Annotated in this window: 13 protein-coding genes; 7 read left to right on the plus strand and 6 right to left on the minus strand. The window is 41.5% G+C overall.

Translation table 11 applies throughout. The features are described from left to right. Positions 1-50 precede the first annotated feature (50 nt). From AC1DYB_RS26665 to ilvA, 3 genes are all read left to right on the plus strand, one after another. Entirely contained in the window at positions 51-806 is a 756-nt protein-coding gene (locus AC1DYB_RS26665; RefSeq protein WP_477439518.1) for a class I SAM-dependent methyltransferase, read from the plus strand. 175 nt (positions 807-981) lie between these two features. After that, a complete protein-coding gene (locus tag AC1DYB_RS26670; RefSeq protein WP_477398271.1) occupies positions 982-2148 on the plus strand; it encodes a 2-isopropylmalate synthase in 1167 nt (388 codons plus the stop codon). Between the two features lie 2 nt (positions 2149-2150). Further along, positions 2151-3401: a threonine ammonia-lyase IlvA gene (gene ilvA / locus AC1DYB_RS26675; RefSeq protein ID WP_477439520.1), complete on the plus strand. Its 1251-nt coding sequence runs from the start codon at positions 2151-2153 to the stop codon at positions 3399-3401. Positions 3402-4806: 1405 nt separating this feature from the next. Here the strand turns inward: ilvA and AC1DYB_RS26680 are convergent. Continuing rightward, positions 4807-6342, minus strand: coding sequence for a KAP family P-loop NTPase fold protein (locus AC1DYB_RS26680; protein ID WP_477439522.1), 1536 nt, complete (start codon positions 6340-6342; stop codon positions 4807-4809). A 144-nt stretch (positions 6343-6486) separates the two neighbouring features. Here AC1DYB_RS26680 and AC1DYB_RS26685 point away from each other — a divergent pair, with 144 nt between their 5' ends. The 4 genes from AC1DYB_RS26685 to AC1DYB_RS26700 all read left to right on the plus strand — a co-directional run bounded on the left by AC1DYB_RS26685 (position 6487) and on the right by AC1DYB_RS26700 (position 12409). Then, a complete protein-coding gene (locus AC1DYB_RS26685) occupies positions 6487-6936 on the plus strand; it encodes an SMI1/KNR4 family protein (RefSeq protein ID WP_477439524.1) in 450 nt (149 codons plus the stop codon). A 346-nt stretch (positions 6937-7282) separates the two neighbouring features. Next, positions 7283-8107 carry a M57 family metalloprotease gene (locus tag AC1DYB_RS26690; RefSeq protein WP_477397847.1) on the plus strand — a complete coding sequence of 275 codons (825 nt, stop codon included), beginning with the start codon at positions 7283-7285 and terminating at the stop codon, positions 8105-8107. Between the two features lie 83 nt (positions 8108-8190). Beyond that, complete coding sequence (locus tag AC1DYB_RS26695) at positions 8191-10986, plus strand: S8 family peptidase (protein ID WP_477439526.1); 2796 nt, start codon at positions 8191-8193, stop codon at positions 10984-10986. Between the two features lie 268 nt (positions 10987-11254). Continuing rightward, positions 11255-12409: an acyltransferase family protein gene (locus AC1DYB_RS26700; RefSeq protein WP_477439528.1), complete on the plus strand. Its 1155-nt coding sequence runs from the start codon at positions 11255-11257 to the stop codon at positions 12407-12409. A gap of 883 nt (positions 12410-13292) precedes the next feature. Here the strand turns inward: AC1DYB_RS26700 and AC1DYB_RS26705 are convergent. The 5 genes from AC1DYB_RS26705 to AC1DYB_RS26725 all read right to left on the minus strand — a co-directional run bounded on the left by AC1DYB_RS26705 (position 13293) and on the right by AC1DYB_RS26725 (position 17194). Beyond that, positions 13293-13829, minus strand: coding sequence for a CopD family protein (locus AC1DYB_RS26705; protein ID WP_477439530.1), 537 nt, complete (start codon positions 13827-13829; stop codon positions 13293-13295). A 97-nt stretch (positions 13830-13926) separates the two neighbouring features. Beyond that, positions 13927-14952: a uroporphyrinogen decarboxylase gene (gene hemE / locus AC1DYB_RS26710; protein ID WP_295714318.1), complete on the minus strand. Its 1026-nt coding sequence runs from the start codon at positions 14950-14952 to the stop codon at positions 13927-13929. A 118-nt stretch (positions 14953-15070) separates the two neighbouring features. Then, complete coding sequence (locus tag AC1DYB_RS26715) at positions 15071-15601, minus strand: tetratricopeptide repeat protein (RefSeq protein WP_295714321.1); 531 nt, start codon at positions 15599-15601, stop codon at positions 15071-15073. Continuing rightward, entirely contained in the window at positions 15601-16308 is a 708-nt protein-coding gene (locus tag AC1DYB_RS26720; protein WP_295714324.1) for a response regulator transcription factor, read from the minus strand. The genes AC1DYB_RS26715 and AC1DYB_RS26720 overlap by 1 nt, the downstream gene beginning before the upstream one ends. Positions 16309-16318: 10 nt before the next feature. Further along, positions 16319-17194, minus strand: coding sequence for a sensor histidine kinase (locus AC1DYB_RS26725; RefSeq protein WP_295714327.1), 876 nt, complete (start codon positions 17192-17194; stop codon positions 16319-16321). Positions 17195-17227: the final 33 nt, after the last annotated feature.

A 17227-nucleotide genomic window follows, 5' to 3' on the forward strand; every position in this document is an offset into this window, starting at 1 on the left:
AACCCTGCTAAGTAAATGACTTAATTACCAATAACATAATGACTAATAACATGAAGTGGAACGCTGATCTATACGACCAGAAACATGCCTTCGTATTTCAATACGGAGAAGATGTATTGGAATTATTGAATGTTAAACCTGGTGAGCATATCCTCGACCTGGGCTGCGGTACGGGTCATTTAACCAAGCTAATACAGGATAAAGGCGCCATAGTTAAAGGTACAGATCTATCGCCTGATATGATTCAACAGGCAAAAGAAAAATACCCTGATGTTGATTTCGCGGTTGAGGATGCTGTCGACTTTTTTGCCGATGATAAATACGATGCTGTGTTCTCCAACGCCGCCCTGCATTGGGTAAAAGATCAAAATGGCATGATGCGCAGTGTGTACAATGTGCTTAAACATGGCGGTCGTTTTGTTGCCGAAATGGGTGGCAAAGGCAACGTGGCCAAACTGGTTGAAGCAACGCAATTGGTGCTGCATAACCATGGCTACCACGTGCAGGCAGATACCAAAGTGTGGTTCTTCCCTTCTACCGGCGAATATGCCAAAATGCTGGAAGAGCATGGCTTCAGGGTAACGTTTGCGGCGCATTATGATCGTAAAACACCGCTTCAGGATGGCGACCAGGGCGTAGCTAAATGGGTAACCATGTTTGGCGCACAATATCTGGAAGGCATTGCCGAAGACGAAAAAGAACAAATACTAAAAGAAATAACCGACAAACTTGAACCTTATTATAACGAAGGCGGCCAATGGTACGCTGATTATAAACGATTGATGTTTGTGGCGGTTAAAGAATAATATTAGTAGTTAGTATCAGGTATCAAGACTTTTAATTGATGCTTGAATTAACGATATTTATAGATTAATTAAACACACAACGGTAGTTATATACACATACAAAGCAAAAAATCTTGTTACTTGATACTTGCTACTATGTACTAACAATAACTACCTGCTACTAAAATAAAAAGATATGTTACACGATCCCAACCGCGTTTATGTTTTTGATACCACGCTTCGCGACGGCGAGCAGGTACCAGGATGCCAGTTAACAACACCCGAAAAGATTGAGATAGCAAAAGAACTGGAATTACTGGGCGTGGATATTATTGAAGCCGGTTTCCCGGTTTCAAGTCCGGGAGATTTTCAGAGTGTTGTCGAGATTTCGAAAGCAGTAAAGAACCCTACCGTTTGCGCCTTAACCCGTGCCAACAAAGGTGATATTGATGCCGCTATCGAATCATTAAAATACGCCAAACACCCACGCATCCATACGGGGATTGGTTCATCAGATATGCACATCAAGCATAAATTCAACAGCACCCGCGAAGAGATCCTGGAGCGTGCGGTTGAAGCTGTAAAATATGCCAAACGCGCCGTTGAAGATATCGAGTTTTATGCCGAGGACGCCGGTCGTGCCGATGTGGTGTTTTTGGCACAGATGGTCGAGGCCGTTATTGCTGCCGGAGCCACCGTAGTTAATATCCCGGATACCAATGGTTATTGCCTGCCAGATCAGTATGGCAGCAAGATCCGTTTCCTGAAAGAGAACGTTAAAAATATTGATAAAGCCATCATCTCGGTACATTGCCATAACGATTTAGGTTTGGCAACCGCCAACTCTATAGCCGGCTTACAAAACGGCGCCCGCCAAATTGAGGGTACCATCAACGGTATTGGCGAACGTGCGGGCAATACCGCTATTGAAGAAGTCGTGATGATTTTGAAAGTGCACCAGGTTTTGGGCTTACATACCAATATCGATGCAAAAAAATTCTTCGAGCTGAGCCATATGATCAGTACGCAGATGCGGATGCCGGTACAGCCCAATAAAGCTATTGTAGGCGCCAATGCATTTGCACACAGCTCTGGCATTCACCAGGATGGTTTCCTGAAAATGCGCGAGAACTATGAAATTATTCGCCCTGAAGATGTAGGCTTTCCGAGCGCCACAATAGTGCTAACCGCGCGCAGCGGCAGGCATGCTCTGAAGTTCCATTTGGAACGATTGGGTTTTGTTTTAGATAAAGAAGAACTGGCCAACGTATACAGTAAATTTTTAACGCTTGCCGATGTCAAGCTTGATATCAATGACCTCGACCTGCAGGCTTTAATGAGCCACAGGCTGGTAAAAAATTAATAATGGAAACTGAAACTAAAAACCTGCTTGATTTCGAGTCGGCTTACGAACGATTGAAAGGGGTTGTTAAGCGCACACCGCTGGAGTATAACGCGGGCCTATCGGCAAAATACGAGTGCGAGATATATTTAAAGCGCGAAGATCTGCAAATTGTACGCTCGTACAAACTGCGCGGCGCTTACAACATGATCAGCCAGTTAAACGAGGAAGAACTGAGCCGCGGCGTAGTTTGCGCCAGTGCCGGTAACCACGCGCAGGGCGTGGCTTTTAGCTGTAGCCGACTGGGCACCAAAGGCGTAATTTTTATGCCCGAGATTACCCCGAAACAAAAAGTTACCCAAACCGAAATGCATGGTAAGGGTAATATCGAAATTATATTAACCGGCGATACCTTTGATGATTGTCTGCGTGAGGCTTTGATATATACCGAAGCCCACAAGATGACGTTTATCCCTCCCTTTGATAATTACCGCATTATTGAAGGCCAGGGCACCGTAGGTGTGGAGATATTGCAGGACCTGCCCAATGTAGAAGCCATTATTATGCCCATAGGTGGCGGTGGCTTAGCAGCCGGAACAGGCAGCTATCTCAAGCAAAACGTACCCGGTATTTACCTTGCCGGTGTTGAACCCGAAGGCGCCCCCTCCATGCTGGAAGCATTTGCACATGGCGGCCCCATTACCCTGCCCGAGATTAACCGTTTTGTAGATGGCGCTGCGGTAAAACGCGTAGGCAGCCTAACCTATAACCTTTGCCAGGAAGTACTTGACGATATGCTGCTGGTACCCGAAGGTAAAGTTTGTACCACCATATTAAAGCTATACAACGAAGATGCCATTGTTGTTGAGCCCGCAGGCGCGTTATCTGTAGCGGTGCTTGATGCCTGCAAGGATAAAATCAAAGGCAAAAGAGTAGTGTGTGTGATCAGCGGTGGTAACAATGATATTGCCCGCATGCAGGAGATTAAAGAAAAATCATTGCTGTATGAAGGCCTTAAACACTATTTCATCGTCCGCTTTCCGCAACGACCAGGTGCCTTAAAGCTGTTTGTGAACAACGTATTAGGTCCGCATGATGATATTACCCGGTTTGAGTTTATCAAAAAAACCGAGAAAGAGAACGGCCCCGCCCTGGTAGGTATCGAACTAAAAACCGCAGATGATTACCCCGCTCTGTTACAACGCATGGCAGCCCACCGCTTCAATGTAATTGAGCTGAATAAAGATCAAACGCTGTTTGAGTATTTGGTGTAAGGGCGAAAGGTAAAAGGTGAAGGGAGAAAGGTAAAGGGTGAAAGGTAAAAAGGACCGGTCATGCTGAGCCTGTCGAAGCACGCGGGCAAAGGCCTCTGCACCATGCTTAACCGCCATACCTTCCCCACCCATCATTGCGAGGAACGAAGCAATCCCCGGCTATACAGAGCGAATTTGCAGGTTAACCATTACCTCCCAACTATAAAAGCCTCCCGAAGCTAAAAACTCCGGGAGGCTTTTTGTTTTGCCACATGCCCTTACTCACCCCTAAAGTCATGCCGAACTTGTTTCGGCACCCCACAGGACAGGTAAACCGCATGCAATGTTCGCAGCCTGGCATCACCTACTTGATACCAATTACTTGCTACTAACAAGGGCGTTCCCTGCGGGCCGGGTTTTACGCTCATACTGCACAGGCCTTAGCCACATTGGCCGGTATCCGCTGCAACCCCTAACGCGAGAATGTGCGGTAGAATTGAACTTTTTGCGCTTATAAGACCCTCGTGATTTGCATGTGGGGGTATGCGGCAGGTGTGCACTAGCTGCGGTAAAACATTTCATTAAAATGGCGAAAGGGAGTTCACATTACTGCTTGCTCCCTTTCTGAATGATCTCATTATATAGTGTTTATCTTGTTTTCAAATAAGGTTTGTGCCTTATTTCCTGTTGTTATACAGGACTATCCACGTCGTCGCCAGTTGAAGAACCGCACAAACGGCCCCGGCGACTATACACGTTGTAATCATCGTTCGCGAAAGTATGAAAAAATCAGATAGTACAGGATGAGCGCCTCAATTATTAAATCAATAAGTATTGTCATAATATTTCACAGAGAGCGTGAAGCTGATTCTACATGTTGTAACTGTGATTAAATAGCCGTCTACAACTTTGAACTATTGCTCATTGGTAAATTGGTTGATGTGTATCTCAATTGGTATAGCAGTACAGGTAAAGCTTACGTGCGATGGTTCGATACCACCCACAATCATCAAAATGTATAGTAATCTGAATTCGGCTCGACGCAACATTTTAAAATAAAGGCGTAAACAGTGGGGTATGGTGTTCATTGGTCTTCAGGCACGAATAAATCATGACAGATGTATAATGTCGCACGTAAAAGGCATTTCTTAAAAGAAAAAATTTACGTGAGGGTTTTCTCTGGTTTCCGCAATTACCCAGGCTGCAATTGTAGTTATCAGTATAATACCTAACCTGATAATGCGGGGGATAAACTACCTCGCTATCTGAAGTATTCCCCGCTGTTCGAATGTCTCTGACTTCAAACGACTATGCCTGTAATTTAGAACTACTTTATATATAAGCTAAGGCCACGGCACAAGTAGCCTAGAGACTACCTAACATATTAGTTCGAAGTCGGAGGTTTCGAACAGCTTGGGATCGTAAGTTATTTTATAACATCATCTAATAAGTCTATTTTCTTTAAAAGAAAGCCTAAATTAAAGCTTTTTTTATCTGTAGTTTTTAAATTTATTAAGGCATTTAGAAGCTGTTGATCCGAATCTTCATTTTTAAAGCCAGATGTAATTAACAATAAATCTTTGCCATGTTCATCCCTTTTAAGAAGGTTAGATATTCGAGATTGCTCAGAATAATAATTATTGTAAAATTGCAAAAAGTTGGCTTCTTGATTTATAAAATAACTTATATCATAAGCATCAATATTCGCTGGAAAAAGCTTTATTAATTTGTCAGCTACATCTTGAATAGTAAGTGTCTTATTCACTATACTTTCGTAGAAATCTCTCTGTGAGTCTCTTATAAAAACCAACAGAAAAAAAGTACCGGGAAATACGTAATTATTAAGTTCAAATAAATTTAAAACAAGCCTGGCATGAGCGAAGATTTTCTCTTGTTGCCTCAGTGTAGTTTTGGCCTTTTCAAATATTTTTGTTGCAATGGTTATAAAGTTCTCGTTATCATTTCTTAATTCTTGAAATGAACTTCGTTTTGGGGAATTAAAAAACTCATTAAAGTTATAATAGCCGTGAAGATATTTACAAAACACCCCCGTTACAGGTGCAGGGATTGAATATTCAATATCAATAAAACGTCTAAGATATTCATTGGCGTCAATAAGGTCACTACCGTAAAATCCTTTTATAGCGCTACTTAGTTGTAGCTTATCTACTGCTAAAACAAAGATGATCCCAGGTACATTGAAAAAGTGTTTTACCTGTTCTAATACTTGTACCCCGTAGTTAGGTCTGCATCTGTCCAATTCGTCAATTATAAATACTAGTGGTTTTCCATCGGTATTCTGCACCACAAATTTTTCTAACTCCTCCCTAAATTCGATAAGACCTTTCTTTTTATTTGTGTATTCATCAACCTCGTCTTTTAGAATATCCACTGCTGACTCAGCTAAATTTCCTATGACTTCGTTTAGTACTTTTGTATCGATATATTTTTCTGCTATTGCCTTTACAAGTCCAGGAACCATCTTTTTAGTTATAACGGCTCCCTTTTTTAATAATGATTTAAAAGTTTCATCGCCTTTGCCGGTAGCTATTGTTTTTAGTTCTGCTAATAATGCCACCAAGGGGCTATTATCAAAATCATTTGCCCAAGCATTAAAATATAAAGTCTTGTAATCTTGATTTTCAATATGCTGTTTCCACATTTTAACAAATGTTGTTTTTCCTGTTCCCCATTTACTATCAATAGCTAACACGAAACCATCTGAATAGGAACCGATAATATCAGTTAAAATTTCACCATATTTCTTCCTATCCAATTTGCAAAATTTGAAAGGTTCATTTTCAGGAATATCTATATCGTTGTGTTTAATTTTCATACTTTTTTTTTTAAATATAACACTAAAATCCATCTGCCCCATCCGTTCCCCCTGCTCCCGCAAGCATTTTTCGCTGCCGCAAGCCTCCAGGCTTGTGTGCCCGCATGCAAGGTATTGAATATGCAAATCCCGGATGTTTATTTTGATCCGGGATTTTGTATTTTTAGAGGGACGCATTAATTTGAATTGTAGCCGACTGTATCGGAACATGGCGTATACTTAGCATCCGGAACACAAGGGTGGGCCCTTAGCGCGATAACAGCATTAAACATGGAACAATACGAAATATTAATTCAATTAATAAAAGAAAAACCAGACGATATCAATTTCGGAGATTATGGAAAAGGGGCTTCTGATGAGTGGATAAATAAAGCCCAAACCAGACTTAATACAAAATTCCCTCCATCATATATTTGGTGGTTAAAAAATTATGGAGGAGGAGAAATTTATGGTGAAGAAATATTTAGTGTTTATGAAATTGATTTCGATGAGGTCGTCGGAGGGGATATTGTTTATGTAAATGAATTAAACAGAAACAATAAGACTTTTACGGACAGTCAATTAGCCATTATGGAGAATAATCAGGGCGAAACTTATTTTTTCGATTTAAACCAAAGTAATGATAAAGGAGAATATCCTATTTATAGTGACATGACATTAAAAAGATATGCTGACAATTTTATTGAATTTTTGATCTCAAAAATAGCGCTTGCTATCTGAAGTATTCCCGCTGTTCGAATGTCTCCGACTTCGAACGATTTAAAACTCCCCCCCGCTCCCGCAAGCATTTTTCGCTGCCGCAGCCTCCAGGCTTGTGTGCCCTTACACTTTTACAGTTTATTCTTCATCGATATGGATAAACTGTAAAACCGATAAATTTTTTTATCCAACATTTGTATTTTGAAAAATTAAAGTTAATTTACAATTAATTAGAAATCAAATTGTAAATTATAAATTAATGTTGAGAGGTGAAGCTTTCTGGTAAAGTTATCTTTCTCAATTGCTGGCCAGCCAAATGTGATTTTTAAGAGGGAAACTTTATGAAAATAACTTAACACAAAAAATCATGAAAAAAAAGGTATTACTAACAATTGCTTTAGGTGTAGCTTTTGGTGCATCTATGTTCTTTTCCTGTACAAAGAACAACAGCAAACCGGCTCCAAAGAGCGACGAGGTTTCGGCCGATGTATTAAAAAGCATAGCCAACCTTGGGTTTAGTACTGATGAGGTCAAAAAACGGGACGGTGGTTATTTGGTTGAGGGCGATATTCTCTTAACAACAGCCAACTTATCTGAAACCAGCACCAGCCCCAATTTAAGGATTGCCGAAACAGAGCAATACCGAACCACAAACCTGGTTAAAAGCCTGCCAAGAACAATTACGGTCTCTGTTTCTAATTTACCAACAGTTTACGCAACGGCTACCAGTAATGCAGTTGCCCGCTACAATGCTTTAGGCCTAACCATCACTTTTCAGATAGTAAGCAGCGGCGGCAATATCCAGGTTATTGGGTTTAACGAAGGACCAAGCGGTGGTTATATCACATTGGGCTCTTCGGGTTTTCCTACATCATCAGGCAATCCTTACAACCAAATTCAAATGAATACCAATGCCCAGGCTTATGGCACCAACCCGGATGTAAATTACCTTACCTCGGTTTTGCAGCACGAAATAGGGCATTGCATTGGTTTTAGGCATACCGATTACATGAACCGCGCATTTAGCTGCGGCGGACGCAGATCAAATGAAGGAAGCGCTGGTATTGGTGCAATTAATATCCCAGGCACCCCAACTAAAGCTGATGCGGCGTCATGGATGCTGGCTTGCTCTGACGGTACCGACCGTACTTTTAATCCAAACGATAAAATTGCTTTAAATTATTTGTATTAAAAAAGTACTCAGCTCATACATTTGTACAATATGATATACTATAAGGGAGGGCATTGCCCTTCCTTATTTTTATTTATTAAAGCATGGGTAAAAAGTTCCTGTTTTGCGTTATTCTAATTTTATGCTTTAAATATTCCTGGTCGCAAAAACCCATCAGCGATAAAATGGTTATTGATCTTTACGCATCGGCAAATAAAATACCAGCAGCCGATTCGCTTAAATATTATGTTGTTAAATTCTTAAAACCGACAGTCGCCGGGCTGGAAAGAAGTCGTATTGTTAAAAGAATTTCATATAACTATTACATAGTAGCCTCAACTATACCTGTTGAGCCAGGCGGGAATGTGGCTGCCTCGGCACCGGCTAATTCCTTATGGAAAGCATCAGATAACCTGGTTCTGTTTTCTCAAAAACGTCCAAACAGCAATAAGCGGATTGATGTTGATATTACCGTAAGTAGTATTGCCGCTATCAACCAGGTGGCGCAGTATGGTAATATAACAGCCACAAATGGAAATAGAGTTAAAGTAAGCATTCCAATAAATAGGTTAAAGGAAATATTGCAGCAGCCATATGTGGTTTTTGCAGATAATAACCGGAAGGCACATGAAGAACTGTCAATAAGCGATATTGACCTGGGTGCCAACGCTATAAATGCTATAGGCAGTAATTATCCCGAAATTAATGGACAGGGGATAAATGTAAGTATTAAAGAAGACAGGTACGATGATGATCTTGATTTGCTTGGAAGGTCATTTGATTCTTTTCCGGCATCTGCAACAAATTCGGGGCATGCCACCACTATGGCCACACTCGTTGGCGGTAATGGAAACTCATTTATAAAAGGACTTGGTGCTGCACCCCACGTGCGCTTTACATCTTCAAACTTTAGCAATTTATTCCCCGATAGCACAGCCATTTTTAATGCATTTCATATCAGTCTGCAAAATCACTCCTATGGAACAGGCATAGAAAACTATTATGGAGCCGAAGCCGTAGCCTATGATAAACAGGTAGCAGATAATGACACCATCATCCACGTATTTTCGTCTGGAAATGTTGGTACAACGGCGCCATCAACCGGGGTTTATAGCGGTTTAGCGGGTACAGCAAATTTATCGGGCGATTTTAAACAGGCTAAAAACGTTTTTGTAATAGGCGGAACAGGTCGTACCAATGTACCGGAGGACCTGAGTTCTGCCGGCCCGGCTTATGACGGCCGTATAAAGCCCGAACTGGTGGCCGATGGTGAAGATGGAACCTCGGGCGCGGCAGCGCTGGTATCGGGTACTATTGCCTTATTGCAACAGGCCTATAAATTACAATATGGGCGCTTGCCTTCGGCTGCTTTAATTAAGAGTGTACTTATTAATGCAGCGGATGATATTGGCAATACGGCGGTTGATTTTAAAACCGGCTACGGCAGGCTAAATGCGCTTGAAGCTTTGCGTACCATAAAGGAGAACCGTTTTGGCAATGGCCCGGTAACTAATGGCCAGCAAAAAGACATCAGTATAACGGTGCCATCAAATTGCCGTGAACTTAAAATATCAATTGCATGGACTGATTTGCCTGCGGCGCTCAATGCGCCCAATGCATTGGTTAATGATCTCGACCTATCTGTTTCAACTCCCGATGGGAAAACTATTTTACCCTGGACGTTAAGCTCCTACCCCGCTATTGACTCCCTGCAAAAGCCAGCGCAACGGCAGCGGGACACATTAAATAATACTGAACAAATATCCATTATAAACCCAGCAGCCGGTACATATACCATACATGTAAAGGGAAGCAAAGTTCCTTCGGGTTCGCAAATGTTTTATTTTGTTTACCAGGCAGCTCCAGCCGATAAGTTTGAGTGGATATATCCGACCATCAACAGTCAGTTTTTTGCAGCTGATGATAATTACCTGCGCTGGCAAAGCACATTTACCACCACAACCGGCAAGCTTAGCGTAAGCTATGATCATGGCTTAACCTGGCGGGCCATCAATACAATCAATCTAAAAAACAATAATTATACCTGGACAGCTCCAGATATATTTAGCACTGCTATGTTTAAAATGGATATTGATGGTAAACCACTGGTGAGCGCAGAATTTAACATTTCAAAACCCATAAATCTTAAGGTGGGTTATAATTGCACAACCGGAACCTTACTGCACTGGTTGCCCCAACAAGGCAATACAGGCTATGTTGTTTACAGCATAAAGGATAACCTGTTACAGCAACTTAAAACAACAACCGATACTATGCTCATTATTCCGGCAGAGCAGCAAACCTCAAAATATTTTGCGGTAAGCGCTAAAGGGAATGGTTTTGAAGGCTTAAAAAGCTATACCATAGATGCTACGGTGCAAGGTGTTGGCTGTTATGTTAAAACATTGCTGGCAAACGTTGCTGATAATAAAGTGTTGCTAAACCTTAGCCTGGGAAGTGTGTTAAACCTTAAAACAATCACCTGGGAAAAAATGACCGGGGCCAATACCTTTACAGCAATAGGTACAACGCCCATAGTAACCAACCAGCTTAGCTACCAGTTTACAGATGCGGCACCAAAGCATGTTCAATACTACCGGGCCAAATTAACAACAACAGATAACCAGGTTATTTATTCGGACCTGGTGAGGGCCATTGTTTTGCAAAGCAGGCAATTTGCCGTTTTTCCCAATCCGGTAAACACAGAGTTTACTGTTTTAAGCGGCGATATTAACAATTATGATTTTAAACTTTATGATGCAAGTGGTAAGCTTAGCATGACCAAAGTACTCAATAACCTTCAAAATGTTATTCCCGTAAATCTTAATCCCGGCATCTATGTTTATGTAATTGCCTTAAACGGGAACGTTGTGTATAATGGCAAGATGATTAAGCTTTAAGCTTAAAAAGAATGAACAGTTCCCTGCTCCCGCAAGCATTTTCGCTACCGCAAGCCTCCAGGCTTGTGTGCCCACTTACAAGGTATTGCAGATGCAAAATCCCGGATGTTTATTTGATCCGGGATTTTGTATTTTTAGAGGCTATTGGTACGCATTACTAAGATACAAGGCTTTGCATTGGAGTTGATAGACTACCCATTTTATTCGTTTCAGATAGTTGAAACAAGGCTGTAATTTGGCTAAAGAGTGTTAAGTTTGTTCAAACTATATGCGTACAAAGTCGGCAAAAAAAACTCTTTATTTACCTTATCTTGATGGCTTAAGGGCAATTGCCGCGGTATATGTCGTTCTTCATCATACAATCTCACAATTTCATTTTGATTACGCTAACTTAACAAGGCTTGAAAAGTATAGTATAATATGCTTTTTTTACGGTCATTATGCAGTTAATTTCTTTATAGTACTATCGGGCTTTTGCTTAACAATTCCACTAATAACGCATAACAGCTTAAATCTAAAAGGCGGTATTTTGTTGTTTTACAAGAAAAGATTTAAGCGAATTGCAGTACCGTATTACTTTGCTTTGGGATTGTCGCTTTTGCTAATTGTAAGTGTAATCGGCGTAAAAATGGGAAGGCATTGGGATCTTAGCTTGCCGGTAACTGGTAAGGATATTATAGCACACATATTGCTTATTCAGGATGTGTTTAGCGATACAATGTTTAAGATCAATCATCCGTTTTGGACTATATCAATTGAATTTAGAATTTATCTGTTTTTTCCGTTGCTTTTGTGGATATGGCGTAAGTTCGGTGTGTTTGCTACTTTGTTATCAACCGTATTTATTTCAACATTGATTTTTGGTATTGCTACGTTCGCAAACAAGCATTTTAATTGGGGAATTGAGCAAGGTTTAGACGGCGTAAACCCTTATATAATTTTGTTCGCTTTAGGTATGTTAGCCGCGTACATATCGTTGTCAACCGATAAGAGAGTGGTTGAATTGAGAAATAATTTACCCTGGATTGCAATTTGTGTTGTCCTGCTAATCTTAGTATTTATCATACCGCGTCTATCTATAGTTGCCGATTGGCCTTACTTCTTTGAATTTTCCGACGTGTTGTTCGGTTGCTGGTCGTTAGCCCTTTTAATATTAATAAGTGGCGATAAAGTGCCTATTATTAAACGTGCCTTATCCATTCGGCCTTTAGTTTTTGTGGGGACATTTGCTTTTAGTATCTATCTTATTCATGCCCCGCTTATACAGCTTATTTGGCAATATATAATCAACCCTATCCGTTTAAGCGAAGTCGCTTCGTACTATCTTATGGTATTTGTAGGTACTCCGTTAATTGTGCTTGCGTCCTATCTATTTTACCGACTTTTTGAACTGCCTTTTATGAACCACAAAAAGCCAAATTAAAAATCTTTTAAAGTGTATTTAAAACCGACTAAAACGGGGGCCTTTGCCCACATGCTTCGACAAGCTCAGCAAGACAGCCCTTTTTAAAACGTCATTTCACCTTCAGAGTTTCTCTCAGCTGCCGCAAGCCTCCAGGCTTGTGTGCCCACATGCAAGGTATTGAATATGCAAATGTAAATAAAGGTGTCCGCAACCGTCCGCAAATGTGCCGACACCCGGAAACGGACGGACACCCGGACGGTGGGGGCAATTCTTCGCAATAGGGATGGAAATGGGTACCGGCCCTGTGACTAAGGCCGGTGTAGTATGAATGTACAGCCCGGGCCACAGGCATTGCCATTGTTTTTGGACAAAGGACTTTTGGATGAAGGACTTTTGGACAAAGGATTAAAAGCTGTGTTATTGCTGATTTTAAAATGGGGTCACCTCCGAGCCAAATGCCTTTAAAAAGGTGTTATCCTGAGTTGATAAAATTCAGAATTTTCGGAAGGAGAAATGGCAAGCGGCGAAAGACTTACGAAGTTTTTAAAACTTCGTAAGTCTGGGATTCTACAACTTGTCATCCTGAGTGGCAAAATCCGGTGGCCTCTGAAGGGGAAATGACGTAACAAAACTGGCTGTCATCCTTAGCCTGTCGAAGTATAGCGGGCAAAGGCCTCTCTGCGCGAGTCTTCGACAGGCTCAGACTGACAGGCCGACACGCCTCAAAATCCAATACGTCATGGGTAGGAACGAAGGATCTATTCATAGACTATACAGGGCGAACAAGCATAGCGTAGAATAGATCCTTCAGTCCGTTCAGGATGGCAAAAAGTTTTTTAGCAAATGCAGGTGGAATGACAAGCGATAGCGTTTCTTTTATCGCAACTCTAATGCATTGATTCTAATTTTTCTTCTCCCTAAACCGCTTATAAATCTTCACCGCTATCATCAATATTACCGCGAAAGCCACCAGCCCCACAACGCCAAATATCCAGCTGATTCCGTTTTTGAGAACTGCGAGGAAAACTATCGCGAAGAGAAATATAGTAGCCAACTCATTCCAGAGGCGTAACTGGGTTGAAGTCCATTTAAATACGCCCTTGCGCATTTGCTTCATTTTGTTTTCGCAAATGTGATGGTATACGGCTAAGCCAACTACAAAAACCAATTTAATTTGAAGCCAGGCCATGAGTAGCCAACCTTGTTTAAGGTACACCATGGTTAAACCCGCAATAATGGTGATTAACATGGATGGCGTAGCGATGATATACCATAGCTTGCGCTCCATGATCTCGAACTGGGCAGATAGGATACTGCGGTCGGGTTCGGGCTTGTTCTGCGCTTCGGTATGGTAAATAAAAAGGCGCACCATGTAAAACAGCCCCGCCATCCAGCAGACTACAAAAATGATATGAATGGCGAGAACGTATTGGTACATGAAGCAGAGCCCCCTAACCCCCTAAAGGGGGAACTTTTTGATTTGCATTATTTATTTTACCCCAACGATAACTCCCCCTTTAGGGGGGTCGGGGGGCTTAGTTCCTGTATTCCTTTATAATTTCTACCGCGTACTTTACATTATCAAAAGGGATATCGGGCATAATGCCGTGACCCAGGTTGAAGATGAAGCCGGGCTCGTCTTTCATACGGTCGAACAGGCGGTAGATGCGGTCTTTAATTACTTTTTTATCGGCGTATAATATATGCGGATCAAGGTTGCCCTGTACAGCTATGCCGGCAGGTAAACGCTTTTTAATATCCAGCAGATCAACATTCCAGTCTATCGAGATCACATCGGGTTTGGCTTCGGCCATTAAGGGTGCAAAAACCGAGCTGCCTTTACAGAAGGAGATCACCGGGATATCTTTCCTGTTCAGCTTGCTGATGATCTGTTGAATGTAATAATGACTAAATTCTTTATAATCATCCCATGCCAGGGCTTGTGCCCAGCTATCAAAGATCTGTACGGCATTTACACCGGCTTCAATTTGCAGGTTAAGATAATCTGCCGTAACGGTGGCAATTTTTGATAACAGCTGATGGGCCATTGCAGGCTCATTATGCAGCATCAGTTTGGTAAGTTTAAAATCTTTTGATGATCCGCCTTCAACCAAATAACTCATCACGGTAAATGGCGCGCCTGCAAAACCTATAAGCGGGATGCTGCCATTTAAACGCTGCTGAATTACTTTAATGGCATCGGCCACGTATTGCAGCTTGTCGCCCACATCGGTTTGCAGGTTATCGATGTCTTTTTGAGTACGTACCGGGTTGGCAAACTTAGGGCCAACACCCTGGTTAAAGCTCAGATCGCCACCCATGGCTTCGCCTGTAACCAATATATCCGAAAACAGGATGGCGCCATCAATACCCAATAAATTAACCGGCAGCATAGTAACATCAGCAGCAAGCTCTGGTGTTTTGCACATTTCCAAAAAGGAATACTTGTTTTTGATATCCCAATATTCTTTCATGAAACGGCCAGCCTGGCGCATCATCCATACTGGCGGGCGTTCTGTTTTCTCGGAAAAAGCTGCCTTTATTAATAACGAATCTCTCATATTTTTTAAAAGAGAGTCAAGAATTAAGAATCAAGAGTTAAGACTTTTTGTAAGGAGCGATCATGGCCTGAGCCTATCCGCTATACATTTTCCAGTCTTTATTCTTGACTCTTGATTCTTAACCCTTATTTTTTGTTTTAATTTCCTTGTGAAGCTTGCTGATCACATCCTTCATTTTGGCTGTAATTTTATCATCGTGCTGCTCGGCCAGTAGCAGGTAGGCATTGGCTTTTTCATAGTCGCCATGCCTTATACTAATATTGGCTACGGTAACCAATGCCGCCACATGATCATTTAATGACTGTAGCGGATATTGCGCCGCTGTTTCATAATGCTTTTCGGCGGCTTCAAAATCCTGTTTATTAATGCAGATACCACCGTAGATATACTCATAATAACCGCGACGTTTTTTGCTAAGCCACCGCGGGTTACTCATCTCCTTCAGCAAGGCCTCGGCCCTGTCAAAATCCTTATGGTGAAAAAACTTAGCCGCAACCACCAGGGTGCCTTGCCTAAAGTAATCCCAGATCAATAAAATAATCATCAATACCGCTACCGCGGCCAACTCATAAATACCAAGGTACAGCAGTAAACCCAACGATAACAGGAAAATAAAGGCGATGAATATACGTGTCCTGTTACTGAACATTAATGCTGATTATCTGTAAATTTATAGCCCACACCGCGGATAGAGTGAAAATAAACCGGGTTTTTAGGATCTGGTTCAAAATACTTGCGGAACGTAAGGATAAAGTTATCAATGGTACGTGTTGACGGATAAACGTCATAGTTCCAAACAGTTTCCAATATTTGCTCACGAGATACCGCGTCATTCCTGCGCTCAATTAAAAGCTTAAGCAGCATGGTTTCTTTTTTGGTAAGCGGAGTGATTGATTCATCTTCATTAACCAGTTCAAACGAGTTAAAGTGAATGGTTTTTTCACCTATCTTATAGCTGTTAAACTCTTTAAGGTCATCACCTTTCAGGCTGCGTTTTACCAGGTTGTTTACCCTTAGTATCAATTCTTCCAGGTTAAACGGCTTGGTTAAATAATCGTCGGCACCTTTTTTAAGACCGGCAATTTTATCCTCGTTGGTGTTTTTAGCAGTTAAAAACATGATAGGCACTTCGGTATTTTCCAGCCTGATAGTTTCAGCCACAACAAAGCCGTCAATCTCGGGCATCATCACATCCAATATCACCAGGTTAAAGCGCTCTTCTTTAAATAACTGTAAAGCTTTTTTACCGTTTTTAGCTGTAGAAACTTTATAACCTTCCAGCTCCAGGTTAAGTTTGATGGCTTCTAACAAATGCTCTTCGTCTTCGGCTAATAAAATTCTCTTCTTGTTTTGCATATACTATAATTTAGGTTAATCCAAAAACAACTTCAAAAACGCTGCCTGCCGGGCGGTTGTCTTTCACTCTGATGCTGGCATGGTGCTTATCAAGCACCTCTTTTACTATATAAAGGCCCAAGCCGGTACCCTTGGTATTGCGGGTATCTTCACTTCCTACACGGTAAAACTTGTCGAAAATACGGGGTTTTTCATCATCTGCTATTCCAATTCCATGATCGGCAACTTCAAGATAAATTTTATCGTCTTTGGAGAAGAGTTTTACTGCAACGGCCGAGCATGGGCTTGAGTATTTAACCGCATTTTCGATTAAATTGGTCACTACCGATGTAAGCGCGAACTTATCGCCGGTGATCTCAATCTTAGGTTCAATTTCGGCATCGATGATCTGCTGGTTGCAATCGCACTTGGTTACCTGCAGGCGGTTTACAATGCTATCTACCAATACCGACAGGTTAAAACTGGCTTTTGGAAAACTATATGAGCGGTTATCAATTTTTGATGCCAGCAGCATATTCTCAACCATATCATCCAACCGCTCTACATCATTCAGCGATTTACCAATAAAATCGAGTATTTGCTCTTTGGAGAGATTGCGTTTCTGGATAGTTTGCAGTAATATTTTGATAGATGCCAGCGGCGATTTCAACTCATGCGTTACCGATAACAAAAAGTTCTTTTTTTGCTCAGATAGCTTTTGCTGGCGGTTAAATGATTTGTGCAGGTTATAGGCCCCAATTACAAATACAGTGATAAACATGCAACCTTCGCCCAGTATCATACCGGTACGCTTTGGCTGCAGGGAAACCAGCATATATCCCCACCAAATCAGCTCGGCAACGGCATATATGATAAGCGCATAAAAAATTACAAATGTCCTTTTCATTACTTTGTTTTATTAGTTTGCGGTTTGCGGTTC

The sequence above is a fragment of the Mucilaginibacter sp. P2_A4 genome (assembly GCF_056405015.1).

Coding starts and splice junctions, on each gene's coding strand:
- ilvA (WP_477439520.1), top strand. CDS start 2,151: ATGGAAACTGAAACTAAAAACCTGCTTGATTTCGAGTCGGCTTACGAA.
- AC1DYB_RS26685 (WP_477439524.1), top strand. CDS start 6,487: ATGGAACAATACGAAATATTAATTCAATTAATAAAAGAAAAACCAGAC.
- AC1DYB_RS26690 (WP_477397847.1), top strand. CDS start 7,283: ATGAAAAAAAAGGTATTACTAACAATTGCTTTAGGTGTAGCTTTTGGT.
- AC1DYB_RS26665 (WP_477439518.1), top strand. CDS start 51: ATGAAGTGGAACGCTGATCTATACGACCAGAAACATGCCTTCGTATTT.
- AC1DYB_RS26715 (WP_295714321.1), bottom strand. CDS start 15,601: ATGTTCAGTAACAGGACACGTATATTCATCGCCTTTATTTTCCTGTTA.
- AC1DYB_RS26720 (WP_295714324.1), bottom strand. CDS start 16,308: ATGCAAAACAAGAAGAGAATTTTATTAGCCGAAGACGAAGAGCATTTG.
- AC1DYB_RS26670 (WP_477398271.1), top strand. CDS start 982: ATGTTACACGATCCCAACCGCGTTTATGTTTTTGATACCACGCTTCGC.
- AC1DYB_RS26695 (WP_477439526.1), top strand. CDS start 8,191: ATGGGTAAAAAGTTCCTGTTTTGCGTTATTCTAATTTTATGCTTTAAA.
- hemE (WP_295714318.1), bottom strand. CDS start 14,952: ATGAGAGATTCGTTATTAATAAAGGCAGCTTTTTCCGAGAAAACAGAA.
- AC1DYB_RS26705 (WP_477439530.1), bottom strand. CDS start 13,829: ATGTACCAATACGTTCTCGCCATTCATATCATTTTTGTAGTCTGCTGG.
- AC1DYB_RS26725 (WP_295714327.1), bottom strand. CDS start 17,194: ATGAAAAGGACATTTGTAATTTTTTATGCGCTTATCATATATGCCGTT.
- AC1DYB_RS26700 (WP_477439528.1), top strand. CDS start 11,255: ATGCGTACAAAGTCGGCAAAAAAAACTCTTTATTTACCTTATCTTGAT.